12 protein-coding genes are annotated in these 18,649 nt (G+C 38.4%); 8 read left to right on the forward strand and 4 right to left on the reverse strand.

Annotation, left to right across the window (positions count from 1 at the left end; genetic code table 11):
* The first annotated feature begins 162 nt into the window (after nucleotides 1–162).
* On the forward strand, nucleotides 163–3,420 hold the full coding sequence (locus ACJVDK_RS16190; RefSeq protein WP_443937705.1) for a SusC/RagA family TonB-linked outer membrane protein: 3,258 nt from the start codon (nucleotides 163–165) through the stop codon (nucleotides 3,418–3,420).
* Between the two features lie 11 nt (nucleotides 3,421–3,431).
* Nucleotides 3,432–5,195 (forward strand): RagB/SusD family nutrient uptake outer membrane protein, encoded by a 1,764-nt coding sequence (locus ACJVDK_RS16195; protein ID WP_443937706.1) that lies wholly within the window; start codon nucleotides 3,432–3,434, stop codon nucleotides 5,193–5,195.
* Between the two features lie 118 nt (nucleotides 5,196–5,313).
* On the opposite strand, the gene ACJVDK_RS16200 is transcribed toward ACJVDK_RS16195, so the two are convergent.
* The 3 genes from ACJVDK_RS16200 to pdxA form a co-directional block, all read right to left on the reverse strand.
* Complete coding sequence (locus tag ACJVDK_RS16200; protein WP_443937707.1) at nucleotides 5,314–6,156, reverse strand: sulfurtransferase; 843 nt, start codon at nucleotides 6,154–6,156, stop codon at nucleotides 5,314–5,316.
* Nucleotides 6,157–6,246: 90 nt separating this feature from the next.
* Nucleotides 6,247–7,422, reverse strand: a complete 1,176-nt coding sequence (locus ACJVDK_RS16205; RefSeq protein ID WP_443937708.1) for an MFS transporter — start codon at nucleotides 7,420–7,422, stop codon at nucleotides 6,247–6,249.
* Between the two features lie 193 nt (nucleotides 7,423–7,615).
* Nucleotides 7,616–8,695 carry a 4-hydroxythreonine-4-phosphate dehydrogenase PdxA gene (pdxA, locus tag ACJVDK_RS16210; protein WP_443937709.1) on the reverse strand — a complete coding sequence of 360 codons (1,080 nt, stop codon included), beginning with the start codon at nucleotides 8,693–8,695 and terminating at the stop codon, nucleotides 7,616–7,618.
* 173 nt (nucleotides 8,696–8,868) lie between these two features.
* Between pdxA and rsmA the strand changes: the two genes are divergently transcribed.
* Nucleotides 8,869–9,651: a 16S rRNA (adenine(1518)-N(6)/adenine(1519)-N(6))-dimethyltransferase RsmA gene (gene rsmA, locus ACJVDK_RS16215; RefSeq protein WP_443937710.1), complete on the forward strand. Its 783-nt coding sequence runs from the start codon at nucleotides 8,869–8,871 to the stop codon at nucleotides 9,649–9,651.
* A 94-nt stretch (nucleotides 9,652–9,745) separates the two neighbouring features.
* Here rsmA and ACJVDK_RS16220 read toward each other — a convergent pair whose 3' ends face one another.
* Nucleotides 9,746–10,225, reverse strand: a complete 480-nt coding sequence (locus tag ACJVDK_RS16220) for a hypothetical protein (RefSeq protein ID WP_443937711.1) — start codon at nucleotides 10,223–10,225, stop codon at nucleotides 9,746–9,748.
* Nucleotides 10,226–10,672: 447 nt separating this feature from the next.
* On the opposite strand from ACJVDK_RS16220, the gene ACJVDK_RS16225 reads away from it, so the two are divergent.
* The 5 genes from ACJVDK_RS16225 (at nucleotide 10,673) to ACJVDK_RS16245 (ending at nucleotide 18,603) form a co-directional block, all read left to right on the forward strand.
* Nucleotides 10,673–12,325, forward strand: a complete 1,653-nt coding sequence (locus tag ACJVDK_RS16225; RefSeq protein WP_443937712.1) for an AMP-dependent synthetase/ligase — start codon at nucleotides 10,673–10,675, stop codon at nucleotides 12,323–12,325.
* A 220-nt stretch (nucleotides 12,326–12,545) separates the two neighbouring features.
* Nucleotides 12,546–14,138: a gamma-glutamyltransferase gene (gene ggt, locus ACJVDK_RS16230; RefSeq protein WP_443937713.1), complete on the forward strand. Its 1,593-nt coding sequence runs from the start codon at nucleotides 12,546–12,548 to the stop codon at nucleotides 14,136–14,138.
* Nucleotides 14,139–14,236: 98 nt separating this feature from the next.
* Nucleotides 14,237–15,547, forward strand: a complete 1,311-nt coding sequence (locus ACJVDK_RS16235) for a DUF6089 family protein (RefSeq protein ID WP_443937714.1) — start codon at nucleotides 14,237–14,239, stop codon at nucleotides 15,545–15,547.
* A gap of 202 nt (nucleotides 15,548–15,749) precedes the next feature.
* Complete coding sequence (locus tag ACJVDK_RS16240; RefSeq protein WP_443937715.1) at nucleotides 15,750–16,184, forward strand: MarR family winged helix-turn-helix transcriptional regulator; 435 nt, start codon at nucleotides 15,750–15,752, stop codon at nucleotides 16,182–16,184.
* A 13-nt stretch (nucleotides 16,185–16,197) separates the two neighbouring features.
* Nucleotides 16,198–18,603 (forward strand): 3-hydroxyacyl-CoA dehydrogenase NAD-binding domain-containing protein, encoded by a 2,406-nt coding sequence (locus ACJVDK_RS16245; protein WP_443937716.1) that lies wholly within the window; start codon nucleotides 16,198–16,200, stop codon nucleotides 18,601–18,603.
* The last annotated feature ends 46 nt before the right edge of the window (nucleotides 18,604–18,649 follow it).

Genomic DNA, 18,649 nt, shown 5'->3' on the forward strand with positions numbered 1-18,649 from the left:
ATAAATCGATGTTAAATCGATTTTTCTCATTAAATTTAGTTATTAAAATTTTTAAAAACACGGATATTGTTATTAAATTAAATTATAACTACTCACGCTAGAAGTTGTGTTAACTATTTTTAAAAAAACTGCCTATGAAAAAATAAAAAACATACCCTAATTATGAATCTATCCATAACCAAGATAGAGAACATTCATTTATCACTAATCCCTGAACAAATAACTATTATGAAATATAAACGAATATTCACAAAACTGCTTTTAGCATGTTTCTGCCTTTTAGCGCCAGCCATGGTATTTGGGCAAGAAATTGTTACAGGTATTGTTGTTGATGCGGCCGATAAAATGCCACTTCCTGGCGCTACGGTATCGGTTCAAGGCACAACAAAAGTAACTAAGACCGGAGATAACGGAAAATTCAGTATTGAAGCAAGCAATGGACAAACTTTGGCAATTTCTTTTACAGGTTATGTGCTAAAGAATCTTACTGTCACAGGCAAAAACGTAGGAACTATTCAACTTAGTCCTACTAGCAATGAGTTAACAGATGTTGTGGTAGTTGGCTATGGTACTCAAAAGAAAATCAATTTAACAGGCTCGGTGCAAGTTGTAAAAGGCGACGAGTTGGTAAATAGACCTACACCAACTTTATCGCAAGCACTACAAGGCAAAGTTACGGGTGTAAACTTTGGTGCAGGCACCTATGGGTTTGAACCCGGTGCGGCGCTAAATTTGCAAATACGTGGTCAAGGTAGCCCCTTAATTTTAGTAGATGGAGTGATGACTACCTCATTGAATGGAATTAATCCAAATGATGTAGAGTCTATCTCTTTGCTGAAAGATGCGGCTGCATCTGCAATTTATGGAGCCAGAGCCCCCTATGGTGTTTTATTGGTAACGACAAAAAATGGAGGAAAAGACGGTAAATTAAATATTAACTATTCGGGTAGCTATGTTGCTATAAAACCGCTCAATATGCCTCATATGTTAGATTCGTATACCACTGCGCTAGCATTTAATGAGGCAAGCGATAATACAGGTATTGCACATGTGTATTCAGATCTTGTTGTTAATCGAATTAGGGCATATCAAGCAGATCCTGTAAATACACCCGAAACATATCCGAATCCATCGAGCCCAACGCTTTGGGGAAATACGTTTTTAAGCAATGCAAATTATGATTGGTTTGATATTTTTTATGGAAATGGTTATCGCCAACAACATAATTTATCTTTAAACGGAGGTACAGAGAAAGTATCGTTTTATTTTTCTGGAGGCTATGTATATGATGGTGGATTATTGCAGATAGGCTCTGATAATTACAGCAGATATAACTTCACATCCAAAGTGGATGCAAAATTAGCCAAATGGATTAAATTGTCATCTAATACACGGTATTACAATACATCGCGTACTACGCCTGCTTACGATAACCAAGGTGGATACGATTTATTGTTTCATCAAGTGGCTCGTACTTATCCATCACAATATTATTTCTCACCAAATGGAATAGCTTCCATTCAATCGAAAGTGCCTTGGACCAGAGATGCTGGTACTGAAAATACACGTGTTAACGATTTTGTTCAGCGATTTGCAGCAGAGATTACACCAGCTAAAGGTTGGACTGTGAATGCTGATTATTCATTTGATCTTACACAAAGCGCCTTTACATCAAATAATTTTACCGTATATGAAGATGATGTTGCTGGTAACCCTGTAGTTTCCGGCTCAACATCCAATGCCTACGTTTCTAAAACACAAGATTTTACTATTTATCGCACGTTTAACGTGTACTCTAAATATAACTTCGATTTTGGACAAGCCAAACACCATTTAAGCTTAATGGCAGGTTTTCAAAAGGAAAACTCAAATTACGAATATATCTATGCTAGGAAAACGGGTTTAATTACATCTTCAGTTCCATCAATCAGTACATCGACAGGGATTGAAAATGCTGGTGACCAGTTAAGAGTTTATGGTACAGAAGGGGTTTTTTCTCGTCTAAATTACGACTATGACGATCGCTATTTATTGGAAGTAAACGGCCGTTATGATGGAACATATAAATTCACGGATGGTAAGAAATTTGGATTTTTCCCTTCTGCATCCATAGGATGGAATATTTTTAAAGAGAATTTCTTTAAATCGTTGTCATCTACGATTAATACCATGAAAATTAGAGCTTCTTACGGCGCTTTAGGAAATCAACTTGGGGCAGAGGCTTATCAAGATACTCCATTTCTAGGGGTATCATCGAATGCGAATTGGATCGTGAATGGAGTTAGACCAAGTTACGTAACTGGTCCAAATCTGATTAATCCCGATGTAACTTGGGAAACCTCACGTGTGGCTGATATAGGTTTAGATTTTTCTATGTTTCATGATAGACTTACATTTACTGGAGATATTTATCAACGCTTAACGATAGATCAATTAGGCTCTGATGCCGGCAGTGTACCAGCAACCATTGGCGTTACTGCTTTTCCACAAGTTAACAACCGCGAAACAAAAACAAATGGTTGGGAAGTAGCAATTGGTTGGAGAGATAAAATTGGTAAGGATTTTAAATACTCCATTAATGCACAGTTATTTGATTATCTAACAACCGTTACAAAATTCAATAATCCTACTAATATTTTAACCACCAGTTACACTGGACAGAAAGTTGGTGAGATTTGGGGGTACGTTACTACCGGTTTAATTCAAGATCAAGCAACCGCCGACGCCATAAATACCAACAAAACACAAGCAGCAATTTCAGGCCAAACATGGAGAACAGGTGATGTTCAATATACCGACCTAAATGGAGACGGTAAAGTTGATTTCGGAAACAATACCTTGGATAACCCAGGCGACAAAAGAATAATAGGGAATTCAACACCGCGCTATCAGTTTGGATTAACATTGAGAGCGGAATGGAAAGGTTTTGATATCTCTATGTTTTGGCAAGGGGTAGGAAAAAGAGATTTACCAATTGGTTTTGGTGGTACTACCAATATGTTTTGGGGTTTTACAACCAATGCACAAAGTTCATTTTTTAAAGATCATATGGATTATTATCGTGATGTGGATGCTACCGAATATGCTGGTTTAGGCAAAAATTTGGATGCGTATTTTCCAAGACCTTACTTTAATGCAAACATGAATGCAAAGAATCAAGTTTTGCAAACACGATATTTGCAAAATGGAGCATATGCACGATTAAAAAACTTACAATTGGGGTATAATTTGCCTCAATCTTTATTAAGTAAAATAAAATTGTCGGGTATATACCTCTATGTATCAGGTGAAAATTTGATCACCATCAGTAGCTTGCCTAACCACTTTGATCCAGAAACTGCCGTGGTAGGCAGCAGGGGCGATGGAAAATCTTTCTTTCCATCAACCGCGTATACATTTGGTATTAATGTTAAATTTTAACTATCAAAAAAATGAAAAAGATATTATATATTCTTGCCCTAAGTACGTTGGCATTGGTATCTTGTAACAAAGATCTCGATTTACCTCCTGAAGATCAAATATCCAATGATCAGTATTGGAAAACGGCAAGCGATCTCGACGCTTATATCATCCAGTTTTATGCTGGCTTACCGAGTTTTAAATCGGGGTCTGGCTACACAGGCTATATTGGTGCCGACGGTTTTTCAGGTTCCGATACCCAAATTCAATCAACCGTATCACCCGTTTTAAACGGAAATAGAAATACTGTAAATTCGGCCACCGGTACAAGTTGGGATTTTACTGCTATTCGAGGCGTAAATGTTTTCTTCGAAAATTATGGAAAAGTCCAAGAGTCTCCGGCCAATATTCAACAATTTGTAGGTGAAGCTCACTTTTTTAAAGCGTATTACTATTTTAGATTGGTAAATACCTATGGCGATGTACCGTATTTAAGTAAATCGTTGGTAGTTGGAGATCCAGAACTTTACGCTCCACGTACCCCTAGAAATGTAGTAGTCGATTCAATTTTATACCATTTAGATCAAGCTGTTGCGAAACTTAAATTTTTAAAAGATGTAACTGGTGGAAATAATCGTTTAAGTAAAGAAGCAGCATTAATTTTTAAATCGAGAGTAGCCTTGTTTGAAGGAAGCTGGGAGAAATACCATGCTGGAACTGCTTTCGCTCCTGCAGTATCAAACCCTACTAAATATTTTCAAGCAGCAGTTGATGCTGTTACGGAATTAATGACTCCATCAAAATATAAGGTAGGAATTTATAATACTGGAAAGCCAGCTACAGATTACAATACACTGTTCAGCTCGACAGATTTGAGTTCGAATACAGAGGTTATCTTGTGGAGGAAATACGATAAAAACTTAACTTTTTCGCATAACTTTCAGCAATATGTAACCAGTTCTACTGATGACATTAGTGTTACCATGCAACAAGTACAAAATTATTTGAAACTAGATGGTACACCTTATGATTACATGGGCGTTGGAGCAACGGTTAAAGGAAGTGCTTATTTAACAAAAATTGCAGCAGAGTGTGATCCAAGATTAAAACAGGTGATTTGGATCCCAGGGCAAACGATGTGGAGCAATACCGCTGGCACCAAATTATTTACGGTTCCGGCTTTAGATAAAACAAATACAGACAGAAATGCCACAGGCTTTCAGTTGAGAAAAGGTGCAAACCCTACAGATCCTACTGCTGGGGCCGCCCAAGGATTCTCTACCTTATGCGAAACGGGCAATCCAATTTTTCGTTATGCAGAGGCGTTGTTAAATTTGGCAGAAGCACAAGCAGAACTTGGTTTATCGGTAAATTATGCAACAACGCTAAATGTATTGAGAACAAGAGCTGGAATGCCTGCTTTTACGGTACAGGCAGATGCATCTAGATCTTCTTATGCCGATTTTGGCTACTCTTTGTCTAACCAACTCTATGAAATAAGAAGAGAGCGTGCTGTTGAATTAGGGTGCGAAGGTTTCCGGACAGATGATTGGAGACGTTGGGCAGCTGGCAATTTATTTAAAAATAAAAGGCCACTAGGCTTTCCTTTTTTAGCATCAGAATATACTGCAGCCAATGCAGCGAAGGTTTTACTCAATGCAAATGGTTTTGTTGACCCTTATAAAACATTGCTGCCTACTGGCTATAATTTTAATGCGAGTAGAGATTATTTGAGTTGTGTTCCGGTAAATGAAATTACTTTAAATCCGAAATTAACACCAAACCCGGGCTGGTAAAACCAATGTTATATAAACAAAACCCCGTAGCTCTCTAAAACTACGGGGTTTGTTTTTTTGTATATCTATGAAGCTTGTTGAGTTGCTTTCAGATTGGCTTCATTAGCGTCTCTATAATCTACGAATCTTTCAATAAAACCATCTCTTTGTTGTTTCGGCTCCATTCGCTCCACGATCCAACGTAGAGTTTTGGAATTGCTAAGCCTGCATAATCAAGGGCTAATAACGTGTGGCAGGCAGTAATACCCGACCCGCAATGAACAATGATGTTTTCAGTTTCATAGGTTGATAAGGCTGCGGTGTACTTTTCTTTTAAAATATCTGGACTTAAAAAAGCGCCTGTTTCATCTAAATTCTCGGTGTAGGGGATGTTAATAGCTCCTGGGATATGACCTGCAATTAAATCGATGGGTTCTGTTAAGCCAGCATACCGATTGGCGTCGCGCACATCAATCACAACATGGTCGGTTGTTTGTGCTGCTTTTTCAACTTCTTCCATGGTAGCTACTGGTAAAGACCAACTAAAAATAGGGTAAGGATGAACGGTTTTAGCCGATTCAACAGCGTTGCTGGTGGCTAAACCTGCTTTCAATGCTGCTTGGTAACCACCGTTTAATACTTGCACCTTTTCATGCCCAATAGCGCGTAACATCCACCAAAAACGGGCTGCAGCATTTCCACCATTTTTATCATCGTATACCACAACATGTGTGTCTGGCATGATGCCAAATTTCGTGAGCACTTCTGAGAACTGTTCCGTTGTAGGCAAAGGATGACGACCACCAAGAGCAAAATCTGAAATATTGGCTAAATCATCATTTACGTCTGCAAAAAGTGCTCCGCTTACATGTTGTTCATCGTAGCGGGCTTTAGCGCCTGCACTAGCATCAATTAGTACGATATCGTTCGGGTTTAACTGTTTTAGTTCTTCGGGTTTTATAATGGGCGATAGGTTATTCATACATTTTTTGGGTATAAGATTTCCAATAGCGTAAATATAGGTTTGATTTTAGATTTTTTTGAACCTATTCAAATTGAAATTGCAAGAAGTTTAGTTTTTCTTGCGCAGGGCGATTAACCCAAAAATGGGGCCGAGTGCTAAAACCGTGTACAAATAATGCGGATTGATCTCTTTTGATACGATGTTTAAAACTTGAATACTTATAATGGTGATGGCAAAGCCAATGCAATTGACTACGGTAAGCGATGTCCCTTTTAAATCATCCGGTGCATTTTTAGCTACAAGCGATGAAAATAAAGGAGAATCTGCCGTGGCGGATAATCCCCATACAAATAAAAAACAGAGTACTACAGTATGCGAGCTGCTAAAAAGAAGCAGCGGCGAAAGCAAACAGCATATTCCAGAAATGGTAAGCGCAATGGTGGCTATTTTTTTTGCCCCATATTTTTGAGAAAGTAGCCCGCCTAATATGCAAGATAATCCTCCGGAGGCAATGATGAGAAAGGACAACAGTGGAGTATTGAGTGGTTTTTCGGGGTGATGCACGTTAAATAATTGCAACATGACTGGAAGAAAAGCCCAAAAGGTATACAACTCCCACATGTGCCCAAAATAGCCGTATGCGGCGGCTTTAAAGGAATGATTTTTAAATCCCGATAAACAGGCATTGAGTTTTAGTTTTTGCCCTTTTAGACGATGTGGGCCATCGGGGATGAATAAAAACAACACAATTCCTCCTAAAGCTGAAAGTGCTGAAGTTGTGTAAACAAGGTTTTGCCAGGGAGATTGATTGCTTAGCGTTTTAAGCAAATGCGGAAAAGCAGTTCCGAAAACCAAGGCGCCCACTAAAAACCCCAATGATTTTCCTAAGCCCTCTTTAAAATAATCGGCAGCAATTTTCATTCCTACGGGATAAATTCCTGCCAACATAAAACCAGTTAAGAAACGGAAGAGCATCAGCAAATTGATATTTTGAATCGCATAACAGATACTTAAATTGCAAATACTAGCCGTTAATGCGCATACCACAAAAACTTGAGAAGGTGAAAAGCGATCAGAAATAGATAGCAAGGCAAAAACGAAGGTTCCGCTGATGAAACCAAACTGAATCATGCTGGTTAAGTTGGCTAAAAGGTTATTGGCCTGCGGAAAATAACCAAGTAAATTGGGCATTATAGCGTTGCCTGCAAACCATAAGGACGTGCATAAAAATTGGCAAATGACAATGATTGGCAATACGAATTTTGGTTTAGGCGCTGCATTCATCGGGTTGTTCTTAGCACAATTTTACGTAAAATAAACCTGATTGCAGGGTAAATATTTTACGTTCAATTTTTCCTTTTCACATCGAAATTCGTAAAATATTGAAACGAAAAGCAGGACTAGCCTAACCAATGGAACACTGAATTTTGCTTTTCTAGTAAATGAAACGCATGGCTTGTTAAATACCTCGCTGTTTTTACGAAGCGTCGTCTTTAATGTCGAATTGGTTTTCTATTACTTTTCCGCCGCCGCGCAACTGGTTACTCAGCATTTCTTCTTGCTCGCGGCGTTTTTTTACAATGTGAATGGCCGCAAATAAAGCCTCTGTAAAAGAAGTTGAATCGGCCTGGTTTTTGCCTGCAATGTCGTATCCGGTGCCGTGGTCGGGCGAGGTTCTAACAAAGTTTAATCCTGCAGTATAATTGATGCCGTTGTGGAAAGCCAAGGTTTTAAAGGGAATTAATCCTTGGTCGTGATACATGGCTAAAACAGCGTCGAATTGTTTGTAGCTACCGTTGCCAAAGAAGCCGTCGGCAGGGTAGGGACCAAAACAAATGATGCCTTTTTCATATGCCTCTTGAATGGCTGGTGTGATAATTTCGGCTTCTTCGCTACCCAATAAACCGTTGTCGCCGGCATGCGGGTTTAAACCCAAAACGGCAATTTTTGGTTTTTCAATCCAAAAATCTTTCTTTAAGCTATCGTTAATGAGCTTTAATTTATTGACAATTTTTTCTTTGGTGATGGCCGAGGCAACCTCTTTAACAGGGATGTGTCCGGTTACAACACCTACGCGAAGGTCTTCGCTAATTAAGAACATCAACACATCTTTACTTCCGCTTTTTTGTTGTAGATATTCGGTATGGCCCGGAAAAGCAAAGGTTTCAGATTGGATATTATGCTTGTTGATTGGGGCCGTAACCAAGGCATCGATTTCTCCATCGAGTAAATCGGCAGTTGCGCGCTCTAAAGAAAGTAATGCGTATTTGCCACCCACAGCCGTTACCTGACCTAATTCTATTTTTACATCTTCTTCCCAGCAGTTAATCATGTTGGCTTTTTTGGCCGCTGCCTGATTGGGATGATTGATGACATTGAAGCTGAACTCGCCTAAATTATTTGCCTTTCTGTGGAAGGACGAAATTTTTGTATGGCCGTAAACAATTGGTGTGCAGTAATTTAAGATAGCGCTGTTTGAGAGTGTTTTGATAATAACTTCTAAACCTATGCCGTTCACATCGCCTATACTGATACCAATTTTAAGTTTATTGCTCATAATAAATAGATAATTTTAGCGCAAAATAATCATTTTCGATTAAACAATTCACGAAAAAATAAATGCCGCTGGGCATACAGGGTATTTGCAACCAAATATTAAGCCTATCTTTGTGCCTTAAACGTTTGAAGTTTTCCGATGTTTGAGGGAAATAACAGATCAATACCGGGCATATGAGTTTAGTAAAAGCAAAGAAACATTTAGGGCAACATTTTTTAACCGATAAAGGCATTGCAAACCGTATTGTGGAAAGTTTGGTGAATACCGATAAATACAATCAGGTTTTAGAGGTGGGGCCTGGTATGGGTATTTTATCTGATTTCTTGTTGCAGCGCGATGATTTACAAACGTATTTAATTGATATTGATACAGAGTCTGTTCAGTTTTTAAAGGAGAAATACCCTCAATTAGGGGAACGATTAATTAGTGGCGATTTTCTGAAATTGGATTTTGATAGCATTTTTCCGAATCCTTTTGCCATTATTGGAAATTTTCCGTACAACATTTCGTCTCAAATTTTATTTAAAATTCTCGATAACCGCAACAAGGTGGTGGAAATGGTTGGGATGTTTCAGAAAGAAGTAGCACAACGCTGTGCGGCACCATCCGGAACAAAAGAATACGGCATCTTGAGTGTCTTTTTACAGGCGTACTATAAAATTGAATATTTATTTACGGTAAAACCCGGAACATTTAACCCTCCCCCTAAAGTTAATTCAGCGGTTATTCGTTTAACAAGAAACGATGTTGTAACCTTGGATTGTGACGAGAAATTATTTTGGCGTGTAGTAAAAGCTGGATTTAATCAGCGCAGAAAAACGTTGCGGAATGCTGTATCGGCGGTGATGCCAAAAGATAAAATGGATAATCACCTATATTTTGAAAAGAGAGCGGAGCAGCTTACGGTTGCTGATTTTGTGGCTTTAACACAACATTTAACGTTGTTGATGAAATAAGTTTGCGGTTCGCGATGATCTTTGCGCCAATCACTAAAAGTCAATGTGCACGTTTTGCAATTGACTTTTAGCATTTAGCATATAAATTGGGCTATTAAAATGTAAAGCGAATAGAAAGGCCTAATCCGGCAGCATCAAAGCCGGTGTCGGGGGTTAATTCAAGCGCTGGTTTCCAATCGAGCGATAAGTTAATTGGTAATTCTTCAATCTTGTAATCTAAGCCAATTACGCCATCTATCGATGCGTATAAATCGCTGTGATTGGTTGGCTTATATTTTACCGAGCCAAGTGATGCACCTACCCCATAGTACCAAAATAAACCGTTAAGACCATTAATTTCGTTGTTAATTTCATATAAGCCGGTTAAACGGAAATACGAATAATCGTCTCTTGATCTAAAATTAAGAATGGCGTCTAACATTTTATTACCACCCAAAGTGGTTTTAAAAGTTACACCATTTGCTGACCCGAAGCGACCTCCGATAGCATTTTTATAGTTTTGTGCCTTTGCTCCATTTACGCTAGCAGCCAACAGGGCTACACATCCTAAAATAGTAAATACAAATTTTCTCATACTCTTGAAATAAAATAATTTTAGCAGGCACTAACAACTATAATGCCGTAAAAGCATTGTTTTGTAATTTTTGAGCTAACTGATTGAAAACGTTTTGTGTAGTTTTTTGTTTTTTTTAAATTTAAAGCAATGCCCAAATAAATAACAACGCTTTTAAAGTTTTATTGAACAGTTTTCTATAGTGTTTATAGTTAAAAGGCTGGCTTGATTGAATGATTTTAAAATGCATATTTTGCCATCAGATTAATAATAAATCAGAATATTTATTAGGATATTTAAATCCTTTATGACGAAAAAAAATCTAAATAATAAAAGTATAATATGTTTTTAGACTGATATGGATTTTGGTTCAGGTTTTAGATTTTATTAGTAGATTTGATTATTAGGCAGTAAATTGACACTCTTTCTCAATTATTATTTTAAATTTAACCAAATAGTATATCGCGTATGGCTGCAGAAATTAAACGAGTTTTCGACCTCTTGAAATATAGCTTGAAAAACCCTAAGCAGGAGTTTATTAGTGGGAAATTGAAGGGCAAGTGGGTGCATTATAGTACGCAAGATTTTTGTGCTGCAGTAGATGATTTGAGCCGTGGTTTAATTCAAATTGGTGTCAAAAAAGAAAGCCGCGTAGCGGTGGTGTCGCACAATAGACCGGAATGGAATATTACCGATTTTGCAATTAATCAGATTGGTGCTTATCAGATTCCGCTGTATCCAACTTTAGCCGAGCACGATATTAAATTCATCATGAAAGACGCCGAAATTTCGGTGATTTTTATAGCTGATGAAGAATTGTATGGGAAATTTAAAGCCTGCGCCATGGAGATTAATCCTGACGTAAAAATATACACCTTTGATGATGTTAAGGGAGTTGATAATTGGTCTGTTTTAACCGAGGCTGGGAAAAAATCAACTGATATTGATTTGGAAGAATGGCGTGCGCAAATTACTCCCGATGATGTACTTACTTTGATTTATACTTCAGGCACAACCGGTACACCTAAAGGAGTAATGTTAACGCATCATAATTTGGTGCAGAATTTTAAATGTTCGAAAGTTTTAGTGCCCGACGGAACCAATAAAAGTTTGAGTTTTTTGCCTTTGTCGCACATTTTTGAGCGCATGGTGATTTATTTGTATTTATATACCCAAACGTCTGTTTATTATGCTGAAAGCATGGATACCATTGTGGCCGATATTCAATTTGTAAAACCAAATGCCTTTTCTACCGTACCTCGCTTATTAGAGAAAGTGTACGATAAGATTATGGAAAAAGGGAAAGAATTAAAGGGCATTAAAAGAGGGATTTTCTTTTGGGCGCTTGGTTTAGCCGAAAAGTATAATTTTGATACAAGCGCTTGGTATAACCTCCAATTAAATATAGCACGCAAATTGGTTTTTAAAAAGTGGCAGGAAGCTTTAGGGGGCGAAATTGTGTTCATTATTTCAGGCGGAGCAGCGTTAAATCCACGCTTGGCGCGTATCTTTTGGGCAGCAGGAATGCCAGTTTTTGAAGGATATGGATTAACAGAAACCTCACCGGTAATTACAGTAAACCATTTCAATGGCGCATATTTTGGTTCAGTGGGCGAGACATTGAAAGGTGTAGAAATAAAAATTGCCAGTGACGGTGAAGTTTTGGTGCGTGGGCACAACATCATGAAAGGATACTATAAACGCCCTGATTTAACGGCGGAGGCCGTTGATGCGGAGGGTTGGTTTCATACAGGTGATATTGGTGAGCTGGTAGAAAATCGTTTCTTGCGCATTACAGACCGTAAGAAAGAAATGTTTAAAACCGCTGGTGGAAAATATGTGGCACCTCAAATTTTAGAAAACAAATACAAAGAATCGATTTTTATTGAGCAAATAATGGTATTGGGCGAGAATAGAAAGTTCCCTTCCGCTTTAATTGTACCCAATTTTCAAACGCTTAAAAATTGGGCTGCTAGAAAAAATATCCCTTATACCAGCAACGAAGAAATTATTCAAAATGAACAGGTGCTGAAGAAATACCAGGAGATTATTGATGCTGCCAATGTAGAATTCGGAAAATGGGAACAAGTTAAAATGTTCGCATTGTTGCCGAAAGAGTGAACCATTGCCGGTGGTGAACTAACCCCAAAATTGAGCTTTAAACGAAAAGTAATTACAGAGAAGAATAGTCAGATTATCGAGAAAATCTATAAAGATGCGGAAAACTATAAGCCTCACTAGGCTGCGCTTCATTGGCCTATTTATAGGGACCTCTTTGTTTTTTGGAAGTTGTGTTAGTGGCCAAATTGGAAAGAAGAACAGTGATGAATATAAAAATGGGATGGTTGTTTCCGCCAATCCTATTGCTTCCGAAGTTGGTGTAGCGATCTTAAAAAAAGGTGGGAATGCTGTTGATGCTGCGGTAGCTGTTCAATTTGCGTTGGCCGTGGTTTATCCCAATGCAGGGAATATCGGTGGTGGTGGATTCATGGTTTATCGCTCTGCGAAAGGCGAAATTAATTCCTTAGATTTTAGAGAAAAGGCTCCACAAGCCGCTAGCCGCGATATGTATTTGGATTCAGCTGGAAATCCAATAGTGGATAAAAGTTTATATGGATATTTGGCTCCGGGGGTTCCTGGTTCGGTTGCGGGAATGGTTGAAGCGCATCAAAAATACGGTAAGTTAAAATGGGGAGATGTGTTGCAGCCTGCGATTGATTTAGCCGAAAATGGATTTAAAATCACCAAAAGACAAGCTGGAGAATTAAATGGCTTGCATGCCGATTTAATGAAATTTAATCCGGATGGTACCGCCTTAATTCATTTAGAATCCACTTGGCAAGAAAACGATGTTTTGGTACAAAAAGAATTGGCCAACACACTTCGCTTGATTCAAGAAAAAGGACGCGAAGGATTTTATGACGGAAGCGTTGCCGATTCCATTGTAAAAGAAATGCAAAGAGGTAAAGGCTTAATTACACATCAAGATTTAAAGAATTACCAGGCTGTTTGGCGCAAACCAATCGTAGGAAAATACAAAGGATATCGGATAATTACCATGCCGCCACCCTCAAGCGGTGGCATTGCCTTGCTGCAGTTACTGCAAAGTATAGAGCCGTTTCCGTTAAAAAGATGGGGGCACAATGCCGATTCTACCGTTCAACTTATGGTAGAAGCAGAGCGTCGTGTGTATGCGGATCGTGCAAGTCATTTGGGTGATCCCGATTTTTATGCTGTTCCTCAATTGATTTTGACAAATCAAGCGTATAACAAAAGTCGAATGGATAATTTTAACTGGAACAAAGCCAGTTTAAGTTCCGAAATTTCAGCTGGAGCCGTAAATCCAACAGAACACGAAGAAACCACACATTTTTCAATTGTAGACAAAGATGGAAATGCCGTTTCGATAACAACGACTTTAAACGGTTCATACGGTTCGTATGTGGTGGTAAAAGGAGCTGGTTTTCTTTTGAATAATGAGATGGATGATTTTTCTGTGAAACCCGGGGCACCCAATATGTACGGTTTAGTTGGAGGTGAAGCCAATGCAATACACCCTAATAAGCGTATGTTAAGTTCGATGACCCCGACGATTGTAGAAAAAGATGGACAATTGTTTTTAATTGTAGGCACACCCGGAGGTTCTACGATAATAACGTCTGTTTTTCAGACAATTGTAAATGTGGTAGATTTCGAAATGTCTGCCCAAGCAGCCGTAAATGCAAAAAAATTTCACCATCAATGGTTACCAGATGAGGTATTCGTAGAAAAGGAGGCAATTGATTCCATTACCAAGGAAAAGTTAAAAACTAAAGGGTATAAAATCGTTCCTCGTGGGCCAATAGGTCGGGTAGATGTGGTGCTTAAAACCAAATGGGGCTACTATGAAGGCGGGGCAGATCCAAGAGGCGATGATAAAGCGATTGGCTACTAAATGTGAGTAAGTTGAAAACTAATTGGATGTCTCATAGGCTTTTGGTATGGCGATTGCATCAGTAATGATCAGACGCTCATTTATTTTAAACAAAAACTATGAAATCAAAATTATTTAAAGCTTTACCAGTTGCACTCGCTGGGTTATTTATTGGTGTCGGAGCCAATGCGCAAACAATCCCTTACAGAACCTGGTCAATAGGTGTAAATGGCGGTGCATTAACGGGCCTTTCTCCATTGGGAGGAAGAAACGATTTTTCAAACATCAAAACTAACTTTGGTTACGGTTTGTATGTGAAGAAACAATTTACAAATTACTTCTCTTTACGTTTAGATGGAGTTGGTGGTAAACTTACCGGCGATAACAGTGAAGCGTGGGGAAGTGGAAGTGTAAACGGAAGTGCCGTAACTTCTTATGATACTAAACTGCAATATTCAGCAAGTTTAAGTGCTGTTTTTAACATGTTTAATATCGATATGTTCAGAAAAGAAAATGCGTTACAATTGTATGCGTCAGCTGGTGCAGGTTTGGCAGGTTATAAGCCTACCATTACCACTACAGGTGGAACAACAATGGATTATGCTGGTGGAAAAAGCATTAGCGAATTGGTAATCCCAGTAGGTGTAGGCGCTAAATTTAAGCTGTCGGATGGAATTAACCTTGATTTAGGCTGGACTATCAGTTATGTTGATGGTGATAACTTAGATGGATACCGCGCAAATAATTCTAGCGATAAATTTAATTATGGATATGCAGGTTTAGAATTTGCCCTAGGCAAAGGAAAACAATTGGCATTCAGCAATCCAGTAGCTCTAACGTATGACGAAGCTTTAAAAGCAAAACAAGCCGCTGATGCTGCAAAAGCAGAAGTTGAAGCTCAAAAAGCAGAAAACGCAAAATTACGTGCTGAAGTTGCCGAGATGCTAAAAGATACAGATGGCGATGGTGTAGCAGATAAGCTAGATAAATGCCCTGGAACTGCTTCAGGTGTAGTAGTGGATGGTGCAGGTTGTCCTTTAGTAGTGCCAGCTAAAGTAACAGAAAGAATTGTGGTAACTGAAGAGGATAAACGTGCAGTATCGAATGCTATTAAAAACTTAGAATTCGATTTAGGTAAAGCTACTTTACGTCCGAAATCTTTTCCGTCGTTAGATATTGTTGCCGAAATTTTAGTTAAGAAAAACTTTAGCTTAAAATTAGCCGGACATACCGATAACACTGGTAATGATAATTTAAACATGCGTTTATCGAAAGATAGAGCAGAGGCTGTAAAATCATACTTAGTTTCAAAAGGCGCAAATCCGTCAAGAATTGAAGCAACTGGTTATGGAGAAACACAACCAATCGCATCAAATAAATCGGCAGAAGGTCGTCAACAAAATCGTCGTGTAGAGTTTACGCTTTACTAGTAGGTTTTTAATTAACAAAAAAGGAGTTGTCTGATGAAAGACAACTCCTTTTTTGTTTTCAGTCTGTTGTAAATCCCCTTGGGATTTTTGATACAGCCTTATTTCTTATGCGGTATTTTTAACAATTATTTTATATTTTTCTGTTGCATTAACAAAATACATTTGTTAGCTTTGTTATGCAAGCATAATAAATTTAGCTAAGATGAAACAACAACAAACATTAGATTATCACATTAAGTTTGCCTGGCAAAATATGTTTAATAAGTATAATCAAATGGCTGCCAATTTTGGGATTACACAAGCCATTGGGTATATGCTAATAAACATCAATGAAGAAGAGGGGACAGCCGTTTCAAATCTTGCAGCTCTTTTAGGCGTTAAAGCTACCAGCTTATCGCGCATGCTAAATAACATGGAAGAATCAAATTTAATTTATCGCGAAACATCGGTAGGAGATAAACGTTCTGTAAAAGTATTCTTAACCGATTTTGGAAAAGAGAAAAAACAATTGGCAAAAGGTGTGGTTCGGAAGTTTAATGAATACCTGGACGAGCATTTCACTAAAAAAGAAAAAGAGACATTTATTAGCCTTTTGATAAAATTAAATGAAATAACTGTAGCCTATACAGTGGACTAAATAATAAATAATAATGGTACGTAGCATAAAGAAAGTAGCCGTTTTGGGCTCTGGAATCATGGGCTCTCGCATTGCTTGTCACTTTGCAAATATTGGTGTAGAGGTATTGCTTTTAGATATTGCACCAAAAGAACTAGCGCCTGATGAACAAGCGAAAGGACTCACGCTGGACAATCCTGTTGTAAAAAATAGAATTGTAAACGCAGCTTTGCAAACGGCAGTAAAAACAAATCCTTCTCCCATCTATTCTAAAAAAGTTTTAAGTAAAATTAAAACAGGCAATTTCGATGATGATATGTCGAAAATTGCTAGTTATGATTGGGTTATTGAGGTGGTTGTTGAAAATTTAACCATCAAAAAAGCAGTATTTGAGCAAGTAGAAAAATTCCGCAAGCCTGGCACGTTAATCACATCGAACACTTCGGGTATTCCCATTCATTTGATGGTAGAAGGCAGAAGCGATGATTTTAAAGCACATTTCTGCGGTACGCACTTTTTTAATCCACCGCGCTACCTAAAACTTCTAGAAATTATCCCTACGCCACATACCCAACCCGAAATCGTTGATTTCTTGATGAAATATGGCGATAAGTTTTTAGGAAAAACAACGGTTCTCTGCAAGGATACGCCTGCATTTATTGCCAATCGCGTAGGCGTGTACTCGATAATGGCGCTTTTACATTTAGTAGAAAAACTAGATTTAACCGTTGAGGAAGTTGATAAATTTACAGGACCTGCTTTAGGTAGACCGAAATCAGCCACTTTTCGGACATCAGATGTTGTGGGTTTAGACACCATGATAAAAGTTGCAAAAGGACTTTATGATAATTGCCCTGACGATAAAGCACATGATTTATTTAAACTTCCAACATACGTGCAAAAAATGGAAGAGAATAAATGGCTGGGCGATAAAACCAAACAAGGTTTTTATAAAAAGACTAAAACAGCAGAAGGTAAAACCGAAATTCTTGCACTCGATTTAAAAACATTAGAATATAAGCCGCAACAAAAAGTAAAGTCGGCAACTTTAGAGCTGACCAAGCCTATTGAAAATTTGGTGGAGCGCATGAAAGTTTTCGCCAAAGGAAAAGATAAAGCGGGTGAATTGTTCCGTCATTCATCGTTCGGTTTGTTTGAATATGTATCGGATAGAATTCCTGAGATTTCAGACGAATTATACCGAATTGATGATGCCATGCGTGCTGGTTTTGGCTGGGAGCTAGGTCCTTTTGAGTTGTGGGATGCTGTGGGCGTAAAGGAAGCGATTGAAGGAATGGAGCAATATGGCAATAAAGCCGCGGCCTGGGTTCATGAGATGCTGAGTGCCGGCAATACATCTTTCTATAAAATTGAAGACGGGATAAAAAAATATTACGATATCCCCTCGAAATCGTATAAAGCGCTTCCTGGAAGTAATGAGTTTATCATTTTGGATAATTTGCGCCAAAATAAAACCCTTTGGAAAAATTCAGGTGTTTCCATTATCGATTTAGGAGATGGAATTTTAAACGTAGAATTCCATACCAAGATGAATACAATCGGAGGCGATGTAATTGCCGGAATCAACAAAGCTATTGACATGGCTGAGAAAGATTATAGAGGATTGGTGATTGGTAACGATGGGGCAAATTTCTCAGCAGGTGCAAATGTGGGGATGATTTTTATGATGGCCGTTGAGCAAGAATGGGATGAATTGAACATGGCAATTAAGATGTTTCAAAATACATCCATGCGCATCCGTTATTCGTCAATTCCAGTAGTTGTTGCACCGCATAATTTGACCTTAGGTGGCGGATGTGAGTTTAGTTTACATGCCGACCATGTGCAACTTTCTGCCGAAACCTATATGGGCTTGGTTGAGTTTGGCGTGGGTGTAATACCAGGTGGAGGCGGAACCAAAGAATTCGCATTACGTGCATCGGACGAATACAAAGAAGATCAAATTGTGCAGAATGCATTAAAAGAGCGCTTTTTAACCATTGGGATGGCAAAAGTTTCAACCTCTGGATACGAAGCATTTGAATTGGGCTATTTGCAGGCAGGGAAATTTTCAATTTCGATGAATCGCAATCGATTATTAGCCGATGCAAAAGCAAAAGCTTTAGAATTAGCAGAAGCTGGCTATACAAAACCAGTGCAACGGAATGACATCAAAGTGCTCGGGAAACAAGGTTTGGGCATTGTTTACGCGGGAGCGAATAGCATGTACGCAGGAAATTTCATCTCAGAGCACGATAAGAAAATATCTGAAAAATTAGGTTATGTCATGTGTGGAGGAGATTTATCGTCGCCTACGGAGGTAACCGAACAATATTTACTGGATTTAGAAAGAGAAGCTTTTTTATCGCTTTGCGGAGAAAGAAAATCTTTAGAAAGAATTCAGTCAATCATAACAAAGGGGAAACCATTAAGAAATTAAGGGGAGTACAAAAAGCAAAATAGGATAGTAAAATAAAGCGAAGGAG

It is taken from the genome of Pedobacter paludisoli (genome assembly GCF_052344095.1).
Classification (GTDB): Bacteria; Bacteroidota; Bacteroidia; order Sphingobacteriales; family Sphingobacteriaceae; genus Pedobacter.

Bases quoted from the DNA above. Each gene is read 5' to 3' on its own strand.
- ACJVDK_RS16200 (WP_443937707.1), bottom strand. From the start codon at position 6,156: ATGAATAACCTATCGCCCATTATAAAACCCGAAGAACTAAAACAGTTA.
- ggt (WP_443937713.1), top strand. From the start codon at position 12,546: ATGGTTGTTTCCGCCAATCCTATTGCTTCCGAAGTTGGTGTAGCGATC.
- pdxA (WP_443937709.1), bottom strand. From the start codon at position 8,695: ATGAGCAATAAACTTAAAATTGGTATCAGTATAGGCGATGTGAACGGC.
- ACJVDK_RS16205 (WP_443937708.1), bottom strand. From the start codon at position 7,422: ATGAATGCAGCGCCTAAACCAAAATTCGTATTGCCAATCATTGTCATT.
- ACJVDK_RS16240 (WP_443937715.1), top strand. From the start codon at position 15,750: ATGAAACAACAACAAACATTAGATTATCACATTAAGTTTGCCTGGCAA.
- ACJVDK_RS16190 (WP_443937705.1), top strand. From the start codon at position 163: ATGAATCTATCCATAACCAAGATAGAGAACATTCATTTATCACTAATC.
- ACJVDK_RS16245 (WP_443937716.1), top strand. From the start codon at position 16,198: ATGGTACGTAGCATAAAGAAAGTAGCCGTTTTGGGCTCTGGAATCATG.
- ACJVDK_RS16220 (WP_443937711.1), bottom strand. From the start codon at position 10,225: ATGAGAAAATTTGTATTTACTATTTTAGGATGTGTAGCCCTGTTGGCT.
- ACJVDK_RS16225 (WP_443937712.1), top strand. From the start codon at position 10,673: ATGGCTGCAGAAATTAAACGAGTTTTCGACCTCTTGAAATATAGCTTG.
- ACJVDK_RS16195 (WP_443937706.1), top strand. From the start codon at position 3,432: ATGAAAAAGATATTATATATTCTTGCCCTAAGTACGTTGGCATTGGTA.
- rsmA (WP_443937710.1), top strand. From the start codon at position 8,869: ATGAGTTTAGTAAAAGCAAAGAAACATTTAGGGCAACATTTTTTAACC.
- ACJVDK_RS16235 (WP_443937714.1), top strand. From the start codon at position 14,237: ATGAAATCAAAATTATTTAAAGCTTTACCAGTTGCACTCGCTGGGTTA.